Annotated in this window: 15 protein-coding genes; 3 read left to right on the forward strand and 12 right to left on the reverse strand. The window is 63.8% G+C overall.

Going from position 1 to position 18,093, the window contains the following annotated elements; genetic code table 11:
- Window positions 1–1,314: MFS transporter (locus NKJ91_RS17890; protein ID WP_352456635.1), on the reverse strand; the 1,314-nt coding region annotated here is incomplete at its 3' end.
- Window positions 1,315–1,482: 168 nt separating this feature from the next.
- Between NKJ91_RS17890 and NKJ91_RS17895 the strand changes: the two genes are divergently transcribed.
- Window positions 1,483–2,115 carry a TMEM175 family protein gene (locus NKJ91_RS17895; protein WP_352456636.1) on the forward strand — a complete coding sequence of 211 codons (633 nt, stop codon included), beginning with the start codon at window positions 1,483–1,485 and terminating at the stop codon, window positions 2,113–2,115.
- A 21-nt stretch (window positions 2,116–2,136) separates the two neighbouring features.
- Here NKJ91_RS17895 and NKJ91_RS17900 read toward each other — a convergent pair whose 3' ends face one another.
- The 9 genes from NKJ91_RS17900 to NKJ91_RS17940 form a co-directional block, all read right to left on the reverse strand.
- Window positions 2,137–3,618 (reverse strand): L,D-transpeptidase family protein, encoded by a 1,482-nt coding sequence (locus NKJ91_RS17900; protein WP_352456637.1) that lies wholly within the window; start codon window positions 3,616–3,618, stop codon window positions 2,137–2,139.
- Window positions 3,619–3,857: 239 nt separating this feature from the next.
- Window positions 3,858–4,223, reverse strand: a complete 366-nt coding sequence (locus tag NKJ91_RS17905) for an MmcQ/YjbR family DNA-binding protein (RefSeq protein ID WP_352456638.1) — start codon at window positions 4,221–4,223, stop codon at window positions 3,858–3,860.
- Window positions 4,224–4,370: 147 nt separating this feature from the next.
- On the reverse strand, window positions 4,371–6,977 hold the full coding sequence (gene clpB / locus NKJ91_RS17910) for an ATP-dependent chaperone ClpB (RefSeq protein WP_352456639.1): 2,607 nt from the start codon (window positions 6,975–6,977) through the stop codon (window positions 4,371–4,373).
- A gap of 234 nt (window positions 6,978–7,211) precedes the next feature.
- Window positions 7,212–8,171, reverse strand: a complete 960-nt coding sequence (locus NKJ91_RS17915; RefSeq protein WP_352456640.1) for a DUF4167 domain-containing protein — start codon at window positions 8,169–8,171, stop codon at window positions 7,212–7,214.
- A gap of 331 nt (window positions 8,172–8,502) precedes the next feature.
- Entirely contained in the window at window positions 8,503–9,381 is an 879-nt protein-coding gene (gene prmC / locus NKJ91_RS17920; RefSeq protein WP_352456641.1) for a peptide chain release factor N(5)-glutamine methyltransferase, read from the reverse strand.
- Window positions 9,374–10,453 carry a peptide chain release factor 1 gene (gene prfA, locus NKJ91_RS17925; RefSeq protein WP_352456642.1) on the reverse strand — a complete coding sequence of 360 codons (1,080 nt, stop codon included), beginning with the start codon at window positions 10,451–10,453 and terminating at the stop codon, window positions 9,374–9,376. The genes prmC and prfA overlap by 8 nt, the downstream gene beginning before the upstream one ends.
- 8 nt (window positions 10,454–10,461) lie before the next feature.
- Window positions 10,462–12,732 (reverse strand): phosphoenolpyruvate--protein phosphotransferase, encoded by a 2,271-nt coding sequence (ptsP, locus tag NKJ91_RS17930; protein WP_352453081.1) that lies wholly within the window; start codon window positions 12,730–12,732, stop codon window positions 10,462–10,464.
- A gap of 181 nt (window positions 12,733–12,913) precedes the next feature.
- Window positions 12,914–14,167 carry an aspartate kinase gene (locus NKJ91_RS17935; RefSeq protein ID WP_352456701.1) on the reverse strand — a complete coding sequence of 418 codons (1,254 nt, stop codon included), beginning with the start codon at window positions 14,165–14,167 and terminating at the stop codon, window positions 12,914–12,916.
- 199 nt (window positions 14,168–14,366) lie between these two features.
- A complete protein-coding gene (locus NKJ91_RS17940) occupies window positions 14,367–14,936 on the reverse strand; it encodes a putative glycolipid-binding domain-containing protein (RefSeq protein WP_352456643.1) in 570 nt (189 codons plus the stop codon).
- Window positions 14,937–15,150: 214 nt separating this feature from the next.
- On the opposite strand from NKJ91_RS17940, the gene ubiG reads away from it, so the two are divergent.
- Window positions 15,151–15,900, forward strand: a complete 750-nt coding sequence (gene ubiG / locus NKJ91_RS17945) for a bifunctional 2-polyprenyl-6-hydroxyphenol methylase/3-demethylubiquinol 3-O-methyltransferase UbiG (RefSeq protein WP_023675148.1) — start codon at window positions 15,151–15,153, stop codon at window positions 15,898–15,900.
- 19 nt (window positions 15,901–15,919) lie between these two features.
- Here the strand turns inward: ubiG and NKJ91_RS17950 are convergent, their stop codons facing one another.
- Complete coding sequence (locus tag NKJ91_RS17950; protein WP_352456644.1) at window positions 15,920–16,810, reverse strand: DMT family transporter; 891 nt, start codon at window positions 16,808–16,810, stop codon at window positions 15,920–15,922.
- Window positions 16,811–16,911: 101 nt separating this feature from the next.
- Between NKJ91_RS17950 and NKJ91_RS17955 the strand changes: the two genes are divergently transcribed.
- Window positions 16,912–17,397, forward strand: coding sequence for a MarR family winged helix-turn-helix transcriptional regulator (locus NKJ91_RS17955; protein WP_352456645.1), 486 nt, complete (start codon window positions 16,912–16,914; stop codon window positions 17,395–17,397).
- A 39-nt stretch (window positions 17,398–17,436) separates the two neighbouring features.
- Here NKJ91_RS17955 and NKJ91_RS17960 read toward each other — a convergent pair whose 3' ends face one another.
- Window positions 17,437–18,090, reverse strand: a complete 654-nt coding sequence (locus NKJ91_RS17960) for a Vgb family protein (RefSeq protein ID WP_352456646.1) — start codon at window positions 18,088–18,090, stop codon at window positions 17,437–17,439.
- Window positions 18,091–18,093: the final 3 nt, after the last annotated feature.

The following is an 18,093-nucleotide window of genomic DNA, read 5'->3' on the forward strand; positions in this document are numbered from 1 at the left end:
CCACCCACCCCCCCCCACCCAAACCCGCCCGCCGTGGCTCGAGCGGGTGGTTTTTTGCCCGCCGCCCCCCCCCTTCCGCTTGCCCGCCCCCCCGTACAGCCGGGCGGTCGACAGCGGCGATACCACCAGCGCCATGCCGAACCCCATCAGAGCCATCAGCGGGAATACCCCGATCCAGAAATTGTGGATGCCCCAATAGGCCAGCAAGGCAAGTCCGGCAAAGGCAAGAGCCACCACCAGACTGCCGCTGGCGATCGGAAAGCGAGGCCCGATGCGGTCGGACCACTGGCCGACCGGTCCGGACAACACTGCGATCAATGCCGACAGCGGCAGGAAGATGAAACCGACCTCGGCCGCGCTCAGCCCCCATCCGGCGATCATGAGCATCGGCAGATAGAACAGATTGGCCGACAGCGCGAAATAAAGGAAGAAGGTCGCCACATTGGCGCCCGCGAACGCGCCGATCCGAAACAACGACAGATCGATCATCGGCTCGCGCCGCCGGCGCTCGAAGACGATGAACACGACGAGCAAAACCGCACCGGCGGCAATACTCGGGCCGGACATCAGCCCCTCTCCGTCACCGCTCATCGAGGTCAGACCGTAAGCGAGTGCTCCGAACGCCAATATGGCGAGTGCAGCGCCGCCGAGATCGAGGCTGCGCCTTTCCGCCGGCGCGTCGGCAGGGACCTTGGCCAGCAGAAGATAGACCGAGATAAGGCCGAGCGGCAGATTGATGGCGAAGATCGCCCGCCAGATGCCGTCGCCGAACGCCGACAGCACGAAGCCGCCCAGCACCGGGCCGAGCGCCGTCGTCAGTGCTGATGCTGCGGCCCAGATGCCGATCGCCCGGCCGCGTTCCTTTTTCGGATAGGCTTTGGCGATAATGGCCAGGCTGCCCGGCACCATGATGGCCGCTCCGACACCCTGGATAGCCCGAAACGCAATAAGCACCGCCGGGTTAGGCGCCAGCGCGCAGGCAAGCGAGGCGGCAATGAACAGGACGATGCCGGCGACGAAGGAGTGGCGCAGGCCGAAGCGATCGCCGGCGGCGCCGCCGACGAGAATGAGGGCTGAGAGTGTCAATGCGTAGGCATTGGAAATCCATTGTGCCTCGGCGAGGCTGGCGCCGAGGTCGACGCGGATCGCCGGCGTCGCAATGGCCAGGACCGACCCGTCGATGAAGCCGAGCGCAGAAGCCAGGATCGCGGCGATCAGCACGAACCGCCGCTGCGCCTGCGGACAGAACGTATCGGCGGGAAGTGAGCCGGTCAGGGGAACGGCGCCGGTACCGACTTTGGTTGGCGTGTGCATGCCGCCTTACCTAGATCGCCGGCGCGCCGGCGACAACCGCCCAGCACGCTGTTCTCGTTGAAACCAGGCCCAACCTGGCCACACAGGCAGGATCACGCCGCTCAGGGTGCAAACGGCAAGTGCCGTGCTAAGCTTCTCGCGGCGCTACAGGCAAGGGGGAAATACCGCATGAAACGACCGCTCGAACCCTCGGCGGAAGGACGCGGGCGCGTCGTCGGCATCACCGACGGCGTGTTCGCCATCGCGCTCACCCTGATCGTTCTCGAGATCAGGGTGCCGGCGCATGAAACGGTGCATTCCGAACGCGAGTTGATCACAGCGATCACAGCACTGGCGCCGCGCTTTCTGACCTATGCGCTCAGCTTCCTGACGCTGACCATCTTCTGGTTCGGCCAGCAGGCGCAACACGGGCTGATTGCAAAATCCGACCGGCGGCTTGCCACGCTGAACCTCTGCTTCCTCGGCTTCATCGCCTTGCTGCCGTTCTCGACCGACCTTCTCGCCGACTTCCTCGAATTCAGGACTGCGGTGCTCGTCTACTGGTTCAATCTTTTGATGCTCGGACTGACGCTGCTCGCCAGTTGGCGCTACGCGGACAAAAACGGATTTCTGGCCGAAGGTGTCGACGCGGGGACCACCCGAACGGTCTATCTGCGCATCGTCAAGGCACAGATCCTGTGGGCCGTCGGCGCTGCACTCTGCCTGATCAACCCGTTGCTCAGCGTCGGCTTCATCCTGGTGGTGCAGCTGATCTATGCCGCAGCGCTGCGCGCGCCACTGCTGCGCAAGGTCATCGGGTGATTCGGGCGCGGGCGTTGCGCTTTAGTCGACGAACTCCACGATAACGCCGGGCGTCACGATCTTGGCAAGCTCGCGCGCGTCCCAATTGGTCAGCCGCACGCAGCCATGGCTTTCGGTCTTGCCGATCTTGGACGGATCCGGCGTGCCGTGAATGCCGTAGGTCGGCTTGTCCAGCGCAATCCAGACCGAGCCGACCGGGCCGTTCGGCCCCGGCGGGATGGTCAGGATCCTGTCGTTTTCGCCCTGCTTGAAATTGATGTTCGGGTTGTAGGTGTAGTTCGGGTCCAATGCGACACGCGACACCGCATGCGTGCCGGACGGCGACGGCGTGTCGGACGAGCCGATAGTCGCCGGATAGGCTGCGACCAGCTTGCCCGCCGCATCATAGGCGCGGACCTGCTTATTGGACTTGTCGGCGATGATGCGCGCCACCGGCGTCGCCACCAGCCTGCCGAAATTGGCGACCTTGATGATGGTGCCCGGACGATTGAAATTGGCGTCCGGATTGAGCTTGTTCAGATAGGTTTCATCCATATGGAAGCGCTCGGCCAGCGCTTCGGGTACCGACGTGTAGCCCATCCGATCGAGCTGCGCCTTTTGGCTGTAGTCCTCCGGTATCGAGGCGACATAGGGACCGGCCGCATCCTCGGGCGTGATCGTATAGGAGGCGAAGGCATCGCCGCCGGATTGCGCCAGGGCCGCCTGGATGCCGATTGCGTCGGTCGATTTCAGATTGCTGCCGGTGATTTCGTTGTAGGCGGCAAGTGCCTTGTCGACATTCGAGCCGAAGCGTCCGTCGATGACGCCGGGCGATGCACCGGCACGGTCGAGCAGCACCTGCAGTGCCGCCACGTCCTGACGGGCGCCGAGCGCAAGCGACGGGTCGACCGCCGTCTTGCCGCCAGTGCTTGGCGGCGGGGCTGTGTCTGGCGGTAAGGCCGCCTGCTCGTTCGGCACCGTCGGCTCGACCGGCTCGATCGAGGCCTCGTTGAGCGGCTGGCGCTCGATGGTGCGCGGCTTTACCGGCTGCGCTGCCTCCGGATAACCGTTGCCGTAGCCGTCATCCCGTGGCGCTTCGGGGAAGGCTTCCACCGAATTGTCGCCATAGGGGTCGTACTCGTCAGCCGGCGGTATGATGACCCTGCCCTCGTCTTCCATCTGCCTGCGGCGGAACCGCGCCGTGTCCTCAGGGTCGTCGAGATAATAGGGGTCGTCCTCGACCGGTCCGAGGTTGCGCAAGCGCTCGCGGCGCAAGGCGCGGCGGTCGAGCCTGGTCTGCGGCGGCTGGATGGCGATGACCTTGCCGGTCTCCGCATCGACGATGACGCGGTTTCCCCTGGCATCGTAGTAGATATCGAGATTGCCGTTCTGGGCGACAAGAATGCCGCCGCCATTGGCGGCACGAACCACCCGTGGCGCGGTATCCACTATTGGCGAGGCCATCGCATTCGACGCCAGCAGCCCGGCAGCAAGCGCTGAAAGGGTGAAGATGGTGCGCAACATGATGGCCAAATTCTCCGGTCCGTAATTGCCGCCGCCGGCATTGTCTCTTCAAAGCGCCGCGCGTCTTTTTCGACGCGCAAAGGACGCTCTAACGCCTTAAATCTCCGCATCGTGCTTTGCGAAAATCAAAACTCGATTTCGGGCCGATGTGGTAGGCGAACCCCCTTCGCCAGCAAATCAGTTGCCAACGATAAGGTTCCAATATGAACCGGGCATGAAGATGGCGGATTTCTGACCGATTAACCGGCAGCGAGCCCCAATTCCTTGCGCGCCTGCTTCGTCAGCTTCAGCACGACAAGACGGTGGCTTTCGCGCAAATAATCCTTCAGCGCGCCATCATCCATGCTTTCGCCGGTCTGGCGCTGGATCCATTTCATGCCGCGCGAGGCAAGATAGGGCGCGGGCCGAAGGCCCGGCTGCTCCCTCAGCACGTCATAGGCGATGTCGGAGCATTTGAAGGTAACGAACGGCTCCTTGCCCTCACTCCAGCCGCCGATCGCGAAGACCTTGCCGCCGACCTTCCAGACATGGGCGCCGCCCCACTGCACGACATGGGTCGCCGAAGGCAGCGAGGCGCAGAAGCTGTTATAGTCGTCCAGCGTCATCTGCGCCCCGCCAGTGATGTTGGACCATGAACCGAAGGCCGGCGTAACAAAAGGGTATGCCGGTTTTTCGGAAAGGATCATGGTCGAGATTGAAGATAGGAATTCCATCCCGATTCGATCGGGATGGAACAGGCTCTTGGCTTGAGCTCAGGCGGCCGCTTCGGTTGCCACGACTGCCGGCTTCGAGCGGAAGTTCAAGCGGTCGGACCCAGCGGTGACCTTGACGGTCGAGCCGTCGAGGATCTCGCCGAGCAGGATCTTTTCCGCCAGCGGGTCCTGCAATTCCTTCTGCATCACCCGCTTCAGCGGCCGCGCGCCATAGGCAGGGTCATAGCCCTTGGCCGCCAGCCAATCGATCGCCTCCTGATCGAGCGAAAGCGCGATCTTGCGGTCGACAAGCAGGTTTTCCAGGCGCTTGAGCTGGATCTCGACGATACGACCCATATCCTGCCGGCGCAGCCGGTGGAACAGGATTACCTCGTCGATGCGGTTGAGGAATTCCGGCCGGAACGAAGCCCTGACGACATTCATCACCTCGTCGCGCACGACGTCGACATCCTGGTCCTCGCCGAGATTGACCAGATATTCGCCGCCGAGGTTCGATGTCATGATGATCAGCGTGTTGCGGAAATCGACCGTGCGGCCCTGCCCATCGGTCAGCCGGCCGTCGTCGAGCACCTGCAGCAGCACGTTGAAGACATCAGGATGCGCCTTCTCGATCTCGTCGAACAGCACGACCTGATAGGGCCGGCGCCGCACCGCTTCGGTCAGCGCGCCGCCTTCCTCATAGCCGACATAGCCGGGAGGCGCGCCGATCAGCCGGGCGACCGAGTGCTTCTCCATGAACTCCGACATGTCGATGCGCACCATCGCGCTCTCGTCGTCGAACAGGAAGCTGGCCAGCGCCTTCGTCAGTTCGGTCTTGCCGACACCCGTCGGCCCGAGGAACATGAACGAGCCGAGCGGCCGGTTCGGGTCCTGCAGGCCGGCGCGCGCACGGCGCACCGCTTTCGACACTGCCTGCACCGCCTCGCCCTGGCCGACGACGCGCTTGCCGATCTCGTCTTCCATGCGCAACAGCTTGTCGCGCTCCCCTTCCAGCATCTTGTCGACCGGGATCCCCGTCCAGCGCGAGACGATATGGGCGACATGATCGGGGCCGACCACTTCTTCGACCATGCCGGCCTTGCCATCCCTGGCTTCGGCCTGCTTCAGCTGCTTTTCGAGTTCCGGGATCTTGCCGTAAGCAAGTTCGCCGGCGCGCTGGAATTCACCCTGGCGCTGGGCGATGGCAAGTTCGTTGCGCGCCTCGTCGAGCTGCTTCTTGAGGTCGGCGGCAAGCCCGAGCTTCTGCTTCTCGGCCTGCCATTTCGAGGTCAGCTCGGTCGATTCCTCCTCGAGGTTCGAGAGTTCCTTCTCGAGCCGCGCGAGCCGGTCCTTCGAGGCATCGTCCTTCTCGACCTTCAGCGCCTCGCGCTCGATCTTGAGCTGCATGATGCGGCGGTCGATCTCGTCCAGCGCCTCGGGCTTCGAATCGACCTGCATGCGGAGCCGCGACGCGGCCTCGTCGACCAGGTCGATCGCCTTGTCCGGCAGGAAGCGGTCAGCGATGTAGCGGTTGGACAGGGTTGCGGCCGCGACCAGTGCCGAATCCGAGATGCGCACCTTGTGGTGCTGCTCGTATTTCTCTTTCAAGCCGCGCAGGATCGAGACAGTGTCTTCGACCGTCGGCTCATTGACGAAGACCGGCTGGAAGCGGCGGGCAAGGGCCGCATCCTTCTCGACATGCTTGCGGTATTCGTCGAGCGTGGTTGCGCCGACACAATGCAGTTCGCCGCGGGCGAGCGCCGGCTTCAGCAGGTTCGACGCGTCCATGGCGCCATCCGCCTTGCCGGCACCGACAAGCGTGTGCATCTCGTCGATGAACAGAATGATGCCGCCGGCGGCAGACGTGACTTCGGAAAGTACCGCCTTCAGCCGCTCCTCGAACTCGCCGCGGTACTTGGCGCCGGCGATCAGCGACCCCATGTCGAGCGCCATCAGCTGCTTGTCCTTGAGCGATTCCGGCACATCGCCATTGACGATGCGCAGCGCCAGCCCTTCGGCGATCGCCGTCTTGCCGACGCCGGGTTCGCCGATCAGCACTGGGTTGTTCTTGGTGCGGCGCGACAGCACCTGGATGGTGCGGCGGATTTCGTCGTCGCGGCCGATGACCGGATCGAGCTTGCCCGCGCGGGCGTCCGCCGTCAGGTCGCGCGCGTATTTCTTCAGCGCGTCGTAGCCCTGCTCGGCGCTCGCCGAATCGGCAGTGCGACCTTTGCGTACGTCGTTGATGACCTGGTTCAGCGCCTGCGGCGTGACACCCGCCTTGGACAGGATGTCGGCGGTCTTGGCCGATTTTTCCATGGCCAGCGCCTGCAATAGCCGTTCGACGGTAACGAAGCTGTCACTGGCCTTCTTGGCCAGCTCCTCGGCGGTCGAAAACACCTTTGCCAGCGGCTGCGCCAGATAGAGCTGGCCATTGCCGCCCTCGACCTTGGGCATTGCCTCCAGTGCCGTTTCGACGCCGAGCTTGACGTCACGGACATTGCCGCCGGCGCGTTCGATCAGCGACGCAGCCAGGCCCTCGTCGTCATCGACAAGGACCTTGAGAATATGCTCGGGAGTGAATTGCTGGTGGCTGCGGGAGAGCGCCATGGTTTGCGCGGACTGGATAAAGCCGCGCACGCGCTCGGAATATTTTTCAAGATTCATGCCTGTCTCCTTCCGTCACCGGCCCGCTTCGCGGCACCGGATCAGATTGCGGTGACGGACCCGCCCGTTCGAGCCGGATCCTGTTCACGCAAGATATGGGACGCAAACCACGGACCCTCAAGACTCGACACTGGCGAACGCATAATATTCCGAGCGCGCAAACAAAAACGGCGGAGATTTCTCTCCGCCGTCCAGGGTAAAGGATGCGCTAAGATCGGCTGAACGTTTTTCCGATCAATTCTCGACGTCTGCGATCACAGCTTGACCGCCGGGGCCTTCAGCCGGCGCTGCATCGACATTGCCAGCGTCGGTACTGCCAGTCTCGGCATTGCTTGTCTCGGCACTGCTTGTCTCGGCACTGTCAGGGCCGGCGTTGTCGTTGCCGCCATCTGCCTGTTCGACATCGAGGCGCGGGCGACGCGGACGCCTGGGGCGGCGTGCCGGGCTGTTTTCGGCCGCGGCTTCGTTGAGCTCGGCCTGGGCGGCGAGACCCGCCGGCGAAAGATTTTGGAATTGCGGTGCGGGCTCGCTCACAAAGACCGGCTCAGCGGCCGGTACGGGCTCCGCCTGCGCCGGCGTCTCGTCGCGCCGTGGCTGTTCGACGCGCTGGCCACCCTGCTCGCCGCGCGCGCCATACTCGCCGCGCTGACCGTTCTGGCCGTAACCGCCATTGGGGCGACGGTCGCGGTGGCGTCCGCCATTGTTGTCGCGGCCGTCACGGTTGTCGCGGCCGCCCCGATTGTCGCGGCTGTTTTCCTGGTTCAGCGCCAGCTCGGCCGGCGTGCCATCGATGACCGGCTGCGGGCCGGCCCCGTGATTGACCGCCGAACCCGACGTCTCGTTGGCATTGTTGTTGCCGGCATTGTCGAACTCGTCGCGATCCTCGTCGCCGTCATCGTCGAAATCGTCGCGATTCTGCTGGGCGTTCTGGATCGGCATCTGCGCCTGAGCGGCTGCGATGATGCGGTTATAGTGCTCTGCATGCTGGAGATAGTTTTCCGCCATCACCCGGTCGCCGGAGCTTTGCGCGTCACGGGCAAGGGTTGCGTACTTCTCGGCAATCTGCTGAGCCGATCCGCGGATCTTCACGTCCGGGCCGTTGCTCTCATAGTTACGCGTCAGGGGATTCGGCCCCTTACGATTGTTGTTGTTATTGTTGTTGCCGCCGCCGCCACTGTTGTTGCGACCGCGCATGCGCCTGTTTTGCTGTTGTGGCCTCATTAGACTCTCTTCACTTTGAAATTTTCGAAAAACTCTTCACGAACGGAGGCGCTCATGCGGCCAGCCGTTTCGTTCCTTCACCGGCGTTCGCCCGCATCAATTGCGTTGGCGCCACGTGCCATCCTGTTCCGGTTACTTCACTTGCCGGACGATTCCCGCACGAAGCTTGGGCGTCGTTTGCGCAAGAAGGCAGCTATTTCCAAGGAAAACCGAATCGCTAAGAGCACTGCCTGCTTCGTCTCATCCGGTTAACGCGACCCTAGCCGCATTCCCCGGTATTGCCAAGCGCTTTTTTCGCACTGCATCACGGCTTCCACCGTTCGAACACAAGAACTCTGTCGTTTCCGCCGAGATCACGAAACACCCCGACCGAACGGTACCCGGCCGCGGAGAATATCTCCGTAACCTGTTGGTGCTGCGTATGGCCGATCTCGACCGCAATCCTGCCTTGGAGTTCCAAATACGCTGCCGCTCCCGCGGCGATCTTCCTGTAGGGGCTCAGACCGTCCACGCCACCATCGAGGGCCTGGCCTGGATCGAAACCGCGGACCTCGTCCTGCAGATTTCCAATGTCGTCTGAGGGTATATAGGGAGGGTTTGCGACAATTACATGGTACCGGCCAGAAACTTTTTCAAACCAGTCGGATTTGAGCGCCGTGAACCGGCCGGCGAGCCCCAATTCCCCGGCATTGCGCATGGCTGTGGCCAGCGCCTCTTGCGAAATATCGACGCCGGTGGCGGTCGCGGCCGGAACGGCGCTGAGCAGCGCCAGCGCGATGGCACCGGTGCCGGTCCCTAGATCGAGGATGCGGCAGTCGCCCTCGCGTGCCGCCATTGCCTTGACGAAGGGCAGTATAGCCTCGACCAGCGTTTCGGTATCCGGCCGCGGCTCCAGCGTTTGCGGCGAAAGCGAAAGGCGCAAGCCGTAGAATTCGCGGTAGCCAAGGATCCGGTGTACCGGCTCGCCGGCGATGCGCCGCCGCAAGGCGGCTTCGATTACCGCCGTCACGTCCGCATCGACAGCGCGCCCGGGATCGGCGATGGCCTGCGTGCGACTGGTGCCGGAAAAATGCTCGACGATCAGCCTGGCATCGAGCGCCGGATCCGCGATCCCGGCCGCGGTGAGCCGGTTTCGCGCCTCCCGCAGCAGCGGCGCCAGCGTGGCGGGCAGGCTGTCAGCCATCGATGCCGATATCGGCGAGCAGCTTCGACTGGTGATCGGCGATCAGCGCGTCGATGATCTCGTCGAGTTCGCCCATCATCACCCGGTCGAGCTTATAGAGCGTCAGGTTGATACGATGATCGGTGACGCGACCCTGCGGAAAATTATAGGTGCGGATGCGTTCCGAGCGGTCGCCCGAGCCGACCTGCGACTTGCGCGATTCGGAACGTTCCTCGTCCGCCTTGCTGCGCTCGAGGTCGTAGAGCCTGGCGCGCAGGATCTGCATGGCCTTCGCCCGGTTCTGGTGCTGCGACTTTTCCGCCTGCACCACCATGATGCCGGTCGGCAGATGGGTGATGCGCACGGCCGAATCGGTGGTGTTGACGTGCTGGCCGCCGGAACCCGAGGCGCGCATCGTGTCGATGCGGATGTCATCGGCCCTGATCTCGATGTCGACCTCTTCGGCTTCCGGCAGCACCGCGACCGTCGCCGCCGAGGTATGAATGCGTCCGCCCGCCTCGGTCGTCGGCACGCGCTGCACCCGGTGCACGCCGGATTCGAACTTCAGATGGGCAAAGACGCCCTTGCCCGAAACGGTGGCGATGATTTCCTTGTAGCCGCCGACCTCACCCTCGCTGGCCGACACCGTCTCGAAGCGCCAGCCATGCGCCGCGGCATAGCGCTCGTACATGCGAAACAGGTCGCCGGCGAAAAGCGCCGCCTCGTCGCCGCCGGTGCCGGCGCGGATCTCGAGGATGGCGTTCTTGTCGTCGGCGGCATCCTTGGGCAAGAGCAGGATCTGGATGTCCTTCTGCAGCGCCTCGATGCGATGCTTGACCTCCGGCAGGTCGGCCTCGGCCAAGGCCCGCATCTCGGCGTCGGTGCCCTTGTCGGCGAGCATCGCCTCCAGATCGCCCTGTTCGTGCTCCGCGGCGCGCAGTGCCCTGATATTTGCCACCATCTCCTGGATGTCGGCATATTCGGAGGCCATCCTGACATAGGCGTCCGCCGCTGGCCCGGCCGACATCTGCGCTTCGAGCATGTCGAAACGCTTGACGACTTGATCCATACGGTCGCGGGGCAGGTTGATCATGGCGAAGTCTACAGCGGTATCGAGCGGTCGTCGGCAAAGGCTTGCAGCAGCGCCCGCATCGGCAGGCCATGCGCCGGCGCCATCAGATTGTCGTCGAAGAACGCTTCCAACTCGCTGAGCGGCAGTTCCGTCAGCATCGCCTTGACCGGGCCGATCGATGCCGGCGACATCGAGATCGAGCGATAGCCAAGGCCGATCAGCGCCATCGCCGAGATCGGCTTGCCGGCAAGTTCGCCGCACAAGGTCACCGGCGTCTGGTTGCGAGCCCCGGCATCGGCAATTTGCTTCAAAACACGCAGGAACGGCGTCGACAGCGGGTCGAAGCGGTCGGACAATTGGGTGTTGCCGCGGTCCACCGCCATGACGAACTGGAACAGGTCGTTCGAGCCGACCGAGACGAAATCGACCGCCTTCATCAACTCGTCGAGCTGGAACAGCAACGACGGCACCTCCAGCATCGCCCCCACCTTAAGGCTGGTCGGCAAATGATGGGCAAAGCGCGACAGATGCCGGACCTCGCGATCGATGATCTCGCGCGCCTGCGCGATCTCGCCGAGTTCCGTCACCATTGGCAGCATCAGCTTCAGTTCGCGCCCGCCGCACGCCTTGAGCAGCGCGCGGATCTGGGTGCGCAGCAATCCAGGCCGGTCGAGCGTCAGGCGGATGGCCCGCCAGCCGAGCGCCGGATTTTCCTCCTGGATCGAGCCCTTGAAATAGGGCAGCACCTTGTCGCCGCCAATATCGATGGTGCGGAACGTCACCGGCTTGTCGCGCGCCGCCTCGAGCACGTCACGGTACAAGCGCTCCTGGGCTTCCGCGCGCGGAAAGGTCGAGGCGACCATGAATTGCAGCTCGGTGCGGAACAGGCCGATGCCGGCCGCGCCCGCTTCGGCCAGTTGCGGCAGGTCGACCGCCAGCCCGGCATTCATCAGAAGATCGACCTGGACACCGTCCTTGGTCACCGATGGCTTCTTGCGCAGCTCGCGGTAGACCTCCTGCCGCCGCGCCCGGAAACGCACTTTCTCGGCATAGGCCGCCTCGAGGTCGGGCTGCGGGCGCAGATGGATTGCGCCCTCCTCGCCGTCGACGATGATGGCATCGCCGTTTTCCGCCATGGAAACGGCGCCCTTCATCTGGCCGGCGACCGGTATGCCCATGGCCCGCGCCACGATGACGACATGGCTGGTCGCGGCGCCGTCCTCCAGCACCAGCCCGCGCAGCTTGTCCCTGGGATAATCGAGCAGCTCCGCAGCACCCATCGAGCGGGCGACGATGATGGCGTCCTTGGGCAGCGAGGCCGCGACGTCCTCCGGTCCGCGCCCCATCAGCTGCCGCAGCAGCCGATTGGCGAGATCGTCGAAATCGCTCATCCGTTCGCGCAGATACGGATCGGTCATGTGCAGCATGCGGGCACGCATGTCGCTCTGCACCTTTTCGACCGCCGCTTCGGCCGTCAGGCCGTTGCGGATCGCCTCCTCGAGCCGGCGCACCCAGCCGCGGTCGTTGGCGAACATGCGATAGGCTTCGAGCACCTGGCGATGCTCGCCCTCGAAGGCGACGTCGCGGCGCTCCAGCATGTCGTCGATGGAGAGCCGGAGCGAGCCGAGGGAGGCGTCGAGCCGCCTGACCTCTTCCTCGCTGTCCTCGTTGAAAAGATTGGTGACGACGATGCGCGGCTCGTGCAGCACCACATGGCCGAGCCCGACGCCTTCATTGAAGGACAGGCCGGTAAAGCTTACCGGGCGACGCAGATCGAGCTCTAGGCCGGGCCTTGTCAGCCGCTCCAGATCGCCGGTGGCGATCATCTCGGCGATCACCATCGCCGTTGTTTCCAGCGCCTCGACCTCGTCGTCGCGATAATGGCGCATGGTCTTGTTCTGCACGACCAGGACGCCGAGTGTCCGCCCTGCCCGCAGCACCGGCACGCCGAGGAAGGAATTATAGATTTCTTCCCCTGTCTCCGGCAGGTAGGCGAAGGCAGGATGCTCCTGTGCATTGGAGAGGTTGAGCGGCCGCGCCGAGGCCGCGATCGTGCCGACCAGGCCTTGGCCCAGCCTGAGCTGCGCCAGGTGGACGGCGTTCGGGTTCAGGCCTTCGGTGGCGTAGAGTTCGAGCACCGAATCGGCGCGCAGCACATAGAGCGAGCAGACCTCGGCAACCATGTTGGAGGCGATGTCGCGCACGATTCGGTCAAGCCGCTCCTGCGGCTCCAGCGGCTCTTGCATGAGCTCGCGGAGCCGTTTCAGCAAAACGCGCGGGCCACTGGCCGAATCACGCATCGCGGCTTCTTCTCCAATAGCGTTTCAACCGGTGCAGGTTGCCCTGCACAGCGGCACAAACGCAACAACTCAATTAGAGCGCCATCGTCCAATTGGACGCATAAAGACCGCTCCAAGATTTTCGATCCGCTGCATCCTCCCTTCCGAAAATCGATTCCGATTTTCGGGCCGATGCAGTCTGCTACTGCTTATCCAGACCGTACACGGAATGCAAAGTGCGAACTGCTAGTTCCGTATAGGGACCGTCGATCAGGATCGAAATCTTGATTTCGGACGTCGTGATGGCGCGGATGTTGATCGCGCGGTCGGCCAGCGCCTTGAAGGCGGTGGCGGCGACGCCGGCATGGCTGCGCATGCCGATGCCGATGACCGAGACCTTCGACATGCCGGCTTCCGACTGCACCACGTCGTAGCCGATCGTCGCCTTCAGCCGCTCGAGCACGGCGAGCGCCTTGTCGACGTCGCCGGACGGCACGGTGAAGGTCATGTCGGTGAACTTGCCGTCCTCGGAAATGTTCTGGACGATCATGTCGACGTTGATGTTGGCCTCGGCCAGCGGCCCGAAAATGCCGGCGGCGACGCCCGGCCGGTCGCCGACGCGGCGCAGCGAAATCTGCGCTTCATCCTTGGCATAGGCAATTCCGGTGACGACCTGCTGTTCCACGATCTCTTCCTCGTCGCAAATAAGCGTTCCCGGCGGATTGAGCAAATCCCCCATTCCGGGTGCGTCGGGATCGTCGAAGGACGACCGCACAAACGTACGCACCCTGTGCACCATGGCAAGCTCGACCGAGCGCACCTGCAGGACCTTGGCCCCGAGCGAGGCCATTTCGAGCATTTCCTCGAAGGAAATCTTGGCCAGCCGCCGCGCCTTCGGCTCGATGCGCGGATCGGTCGTGTAGACCCCGTCGACATCGGTGTAGATATCGCAGCGGTCGGCCTTGACCGCTGCCGCGATGGCGACAGCGCTGGTATCGGAACCGCCGCGGCCGAGCGTTGCGATCCGGTTGTCCGGCCCGATGCCTTGGAAACCGGCGACCACCGCCACCTGGCCTTCGCCGAAGCGCTTGATCAGGAATCCGCCGTCGATATCGAGAATGCGCGCCGCGCCATGCGCGTTGTCGGTCTTGATCGGGATCTGCCAGCCTTGCCAGGAGCGGGCATGCACGCCGATATTCTGCAGCGCGATCGCCAGCAAGCCGGCAGTGACCTGCTCGCCCGACGCGACCACGGCGTCATATTCACGCGCATCGTGCATCGGCGAGGCCTCTCGCGTCCATTGCACGAGCTCGTTGGTCTTGCCGGCCATCGCCGAGACCACGACGGCGACCTCATGGCCGGCGTCGACCTCGCGTTTGACATGACGCGCCACATTGCGGATGCGGGCGATGTCGGCGACGGAGGTTCCGCCGAATTTCATCACGATGCGCGCCATAGAAGCGAAATGCCTTTGACTGGATGCCGGACCGGAGGCCGAAAAGCGGAAAAATGCGCCAAGCTGTGGCCGGGCGCTCAATGCGCGGCCTCCTTAGCCAAATGATAGCGGTTTCGCAAGGCGTGCCGCCGCTGCCGGCCGGGCGACACACCAGCGCAGCATCGCGCCTGCACTGCTTCTTGCCAAAATGGTGCTCGCTTCAGCCCAGCTGTGCCGTGGCTCTCCACAGGCGCGGATAGTCGAGGACGAAACCGAGCGGCGAGACCTCCAGTGTCTCGTGGTAGCCGAACATCGGGGCGGCATAGGCGTAATGTGCAGCATCGACGCGCTGATAGGTTTGCTCGAGGCGAACGAGCCTGATTTCGGGAAATGTCAGATAGGCTGCCGGCGCGGGCGTCGCCATACCGACATCGAGGGCAAAACGGCGAAGCGCCAAAAGGTTTGTGGCGGGCGTGAAGCCGAGATCGACATCGATGAGACCGTCGGCTTCCGCTTGATGCTCGCCGTTCAGCGTCCATTGGCGCTCGGTCAGCCGGTCGATCCTGTAATGCAGCTCTTGCGTGCCGAGAAAGCCGTCGGCGCGCGCCGATCGTGTATGCCAATCGGCGTCGCAGTCCGCCTCGTAGGCGATGCTGCACGGCTCGCCGTCCTGGACGAAAAGCGCGTGTCCCCTGAGGTTCCACCCGGAACTCGCTTCCGACAGAAGGCAAGCGTCGTGGCCTTCCTGGTCAAGCCGGCGCCAAAGAATGGAAGCAACCGCTCGCATCATTGCGCACTCCTCCGAACCCGATGTCTCTGCTTCGTCCGCCAAAGCCTAGGCGTTTCCTTCCGGCACACCATCAACTGACACGTGCTGACACAAATGCAGCCGGCAAAAGGCCGCGCCGGAAGGCATCGCGCGCATCGCACCGCCGGCGGTGAATTTCGCGCCTTGACATTCGCAGCCTCGCGCCCGACTTCCTAGCGTCCGAGGAGACCACGCCATGCCAGAGCCCCGACGATCGACGATCGATGCCGGAGAGGTGGAACGCTTTTCCGCCCTTGCCGCCGAATGGTGGAACCCGAACGGCAAGTTCCGCCCGTTGCACAAGTTCAACCCGATCCGGCTTGCCTATATCCGCGACCAGGTGGCGGCCCGCTTCGGCCGCGATCCGCGTGCGGCACGGCCGTTCGAAGGCCTGCGTTTCCTTGACATCGGCTGCGGCGGCGGGCTTTTGTGCGAGCCGATGGCGCGGCTTGGCGCCGAAGTGGTCGGCGCCGATGCCTCCGCCACCAACATCGAAGTGGCCAAGCTGCATGCGGCGGAAGTCGGCGTGAGCGTGGATTATCGCGCCACGACCGCGGAAGACCTTGCCGATGCCGGCGAAAAATTCGACGTCATCCTCAACATGGAAGTGGTCGAGCATGTCGCCAATGTCGATCTGTTCCTGGCCAAATGCGGCGAGATGGTCAAGCCTGGCGGCATCATGTTCGTCGCCACCATCAACCGCACGCTGAAGGCCCTGGGCCTGGCCATCATCGGCGCCGAATATGTGCTGCGTTGGCTGCCACGCGGCACCCACCAGTTCGGCAAGCTGGTGCGCCCCGAGGAACTGGAAAAGGCGCTTGCCGGCGCCGGCCTGACCGTCATCGACCGCACCGGCGTCACCTACAACCCGCTCGCCGACCGCTGGCAGCGCTCGAAGGACATGGACGTCAACTACATGGTGCTGGCGGAGAAGGCATCCGTCTGAAGCTTACGCCTTCTGGCCCCTATGGCCTCTGGCTTTGCGCCTTGGTGGTGATGAACACGCCGGCGGTGATGATGACGGCACCGGCCCAGGTCAGCAGTTGATAGCGCTCGCCGAGGAAGAGGGTCCCGGCAAACAGCCCGACCGCCGCCGCGACGTAGCCGATCTGGCTGAGATAGACCGGGCCGCCGACCGCTTGCAGGCGGAAGAAGAAGGCGAACATCGCCGAGGCTGATGCCACCTGTGCCGCAGCGACCAGCGGCACGCCGCCGAGCGAGCCGAATGCATTGCCGCCAAGCAGGACCAGAATGCCGGCAAACAGCATCAAGGCTGCTGCCAGATGGCTGCCGACGGCGAGCTCGATCGGGCCGGTGCCTTCGGGCCAGTCGACGGTACGGTAGATGTTGCCGGCGGCGAGGCTGACCGGAATGAGCAGGCCCATCGCCACCCAGAAAAATTCGGCCGGCTGGCCCGCTTCGCCACGCGTCACCGCCACCATGACTGCGCCGACGAAACCGACGGCGATGCCGACGACGCCGAGCATGGTGGGGCGCCTGACCCCGAGCAGCATCGAGAACACCAGCGTTACGACCGGCGACAGCGTGAACATGATGCCGCTATAGCCGGCTCCCAGATGCGGGATCGCTGAAAACATCAGCAGATTGGGGATTGCGTAGGAGACGGCCGCGGTGACGAAGAAATAGCGCAGCCTGTGCAGCGTAAGCCGCATGCGCTGCCCGTTGAGCAGCAATGCGCACAAAAGCACGCCGCCGGCACCAAGCGAGATGACGAAGGCCCAGACCATGGCGGGCACGCCGGCCGCCGTCGCGATCTTGCCGAACGGCAGCGTCAGGCCGAGCAGTCCGCCGGTGACGACCAGAAGGCCAAGCGCCGAGTCCCAGAGAAATTTCATCGCACCGTCCCGTCGCCCGTTCGCGGCCCTTGGCCTACACCACAAGCTGAGGTAAGATAATATAAAGATTCTTCACGTCAAAATACATAACGGTGAGAGACATGGATCGCGCGGCAAAAGCGATCGGGCAATGGAAAAAGGAACGGCCGGATCTCGATGTCTCGCCGATGGCCGTGCTTGGACGGTTGAGCGAGGCCGCCTCGCTGATCGCACGAGAGCGGCTGGCGCCGCTGTTTGCAAGTTACGGGCTGCAATCCGGAGAATTCGATGTGCTGGCGACGCTGCGTCGTTCCGGGCCGCCATACGCGCTGACGCCGACGGCTCTCTACGAGGCGACGATGGTGACGTCGGGCGCGATGACCAACCGCCTCGATCGGCTCGAGAAATCCGGCCTGATCAAGCGCGGGCCGCACCCCGACGATCGCCGCGGCATTGTCGTGCAGCTGACAAAAAAGGGTCTGGCGTTGATTGACGAGGCGGTTACCGCTCACGTCGCCAGCGAGCACCAGATACTTTCTGGGTTAGTACGCCCGGAGCAGATCATGCTCGCACGCCTGCTCGAAAAACTGATAGCGAGCCTGAGTTAACCGAACCGGCCAAGGGCCGCGCCGAGGGGATGGAAAAGGTCAGATCCTGGCCGCCGAGCCTCGTTTGGGCCGGCGAACAGCTCTGATCTTGCCGCTGTTTCCGCCGCCACAGAAAAACTGGTCGCCGCCATCGGATTCGAGCCCCGACACGCCTGTTCCCGGCGGCATATCGAGCTTCTCAAGGACCTTTCCCGTTTCAGGATCGATCCGCCTGACATCGCTCTCCTCCCCCTCCCAGGTGCCATGCCACAGCTCGCCGTCGACCCAGCTGACCCCGGTGACGACGCGGTTGGAAACGATGGTGCGAAGGATTGCCCCTGTCTCGGGATCGACCTGATGAATCTTTCGGCCCCGATGCTGCCCGACCCAGAGTGTTCCTTCGGCCCAGGCGAGCCCGGAATCACCGCCGTTGCCGGGCGCCGGGATCGTCGCCAGCACCTGGCCATTCCTCGGATCGATCTTCTGGATGCGATCCTCGGCGATCTGATAGAGGTGATGGCCGTCGAAGGCCGTTCCGGCGTGTGCCGCGACATCGATCGAGCGCACCACTTTGCCGCTTGCCGGATCGAAGGCGTTCAATCTGTCGCCTGAGGCAAACCAGACATGCTCACCGTCGAAGGTAACGCCGTCTACGTGGTCGACACCCGGAAAGGGTCCATATTCTCGAAGGATTTCGGCTGCGGATCGTTCCATGAT

It is taken from the genome of Mesorhizobium sp. M0040 (assembly GCF_040323505.1).
Lineage (GTDB): Bacteria > Pseudomonadota > Alphaproteobacteria > Rhizobiales > Rhizobiaceae > Mesorhizobium.

Excerpts from the sequence above, each read along its gene's own strand:
- clpB (WP_352456639.1), bottom strand. The coding sequence starts at position 6,977 with ATGAATCTTGAAAAATATTCCGAGCGCGTGCGCGGCTTTATCCAGTCC.
- prfA (WP_352456642.1), bottom strand. The coding sequence starts at position 10,453 with ATGATCAACCTGCCCCGCGACCGTATGGATCAAGTCGTCAAGCGTTTC.
- NKJ91_RS17955 (WP_352456645.1), top strand. The coding sequence starts at position 16,912 with ATGGATCGCGCGGCAAAAGCGATCGGGCAATGGAAAAAGGAACGGCCG.
- NKJ91_RS17900 (WP_352456637.1), bottom strand. The coding sequence starts at position 3,618 with ATGTTGCGCACCATCTTCACCCTTTCAGCGCTTGCTGCCGGGCTGCTG.
- NKJ91_RS17960 (WP_352456646.1), bottom strand. The coding sequence starts at position 18,090 with ATGGAACGATCCGCAGCCGAAATCCTTCGAGAATATGGACCCTTTCCG.
- prmC (WP_352456641.1), bottom strand. The coding sequence starts at position 9,381 with ATGGCTGACAGCCTGCCCGCCACGCTGGCGCCGCTGCTGCGGGAGGCG.
- NKJ91_RS17935 (WP_352456701.1), bottom strand. The coding sequence starts at position 14,167 with ATGGCGCGCATCGTGATGAAATTCGGCGGAACCTCCGTCGCCGACATC.
- NKJ91_RS17915 (WP_352456640.1), bottom strand. The coding sequence starts at position 8,171 with ATGCGCGGTCGCAACAACAGTGGCGGCGGCGGCAACAACAATAACAAC.
- ptsP (WP_352453081.1), bottom strand. The coding sequence starts at position 12,732 with ATGCGTGATTCGGCCAGTGGCCCGCGCGTTTTGCTGAAACGGCTCCGC.
- NKJ91_RS17905 (WP_352456638.1), bottom strand. The coding sequence starts at position 4,223 with ATGACGCTGGACGACTATAACAGCTTCTGCGCCTCGCTGCCTTCGGCG.
- NKJ91_RS17895 (WP_352456636.1), top strand. The coding sequence starts at position 1,483 with ATGAAACGACCGCTCGAACCCTCGGCGGAAGGACGCGGGCGCGTCGTC.
- ubiG (WP_023675148.1), top strand. The coding sequence starts at position 15,151 with ATGCCAGAGCCCCGACGATCGACGATCGATGCCGGAGAGGTGGAACGC.
- NKJ91_RS17950 (WP_352456644.1), bottom strand. The coding sequence starts at position 16,810 with ATGAAATTTCTCTGGGACTCGGCGCTTGGCCTTCTGGTCGTCACCGGC.
- NKJ91_RS17940 (WP_352456643.1), bottom strand. The coding sequence starts at position 14,936 with ATGATGCGAGCGGTTGCTTCCATTCTTTGGCGCCGGCTTGACCAGGAA.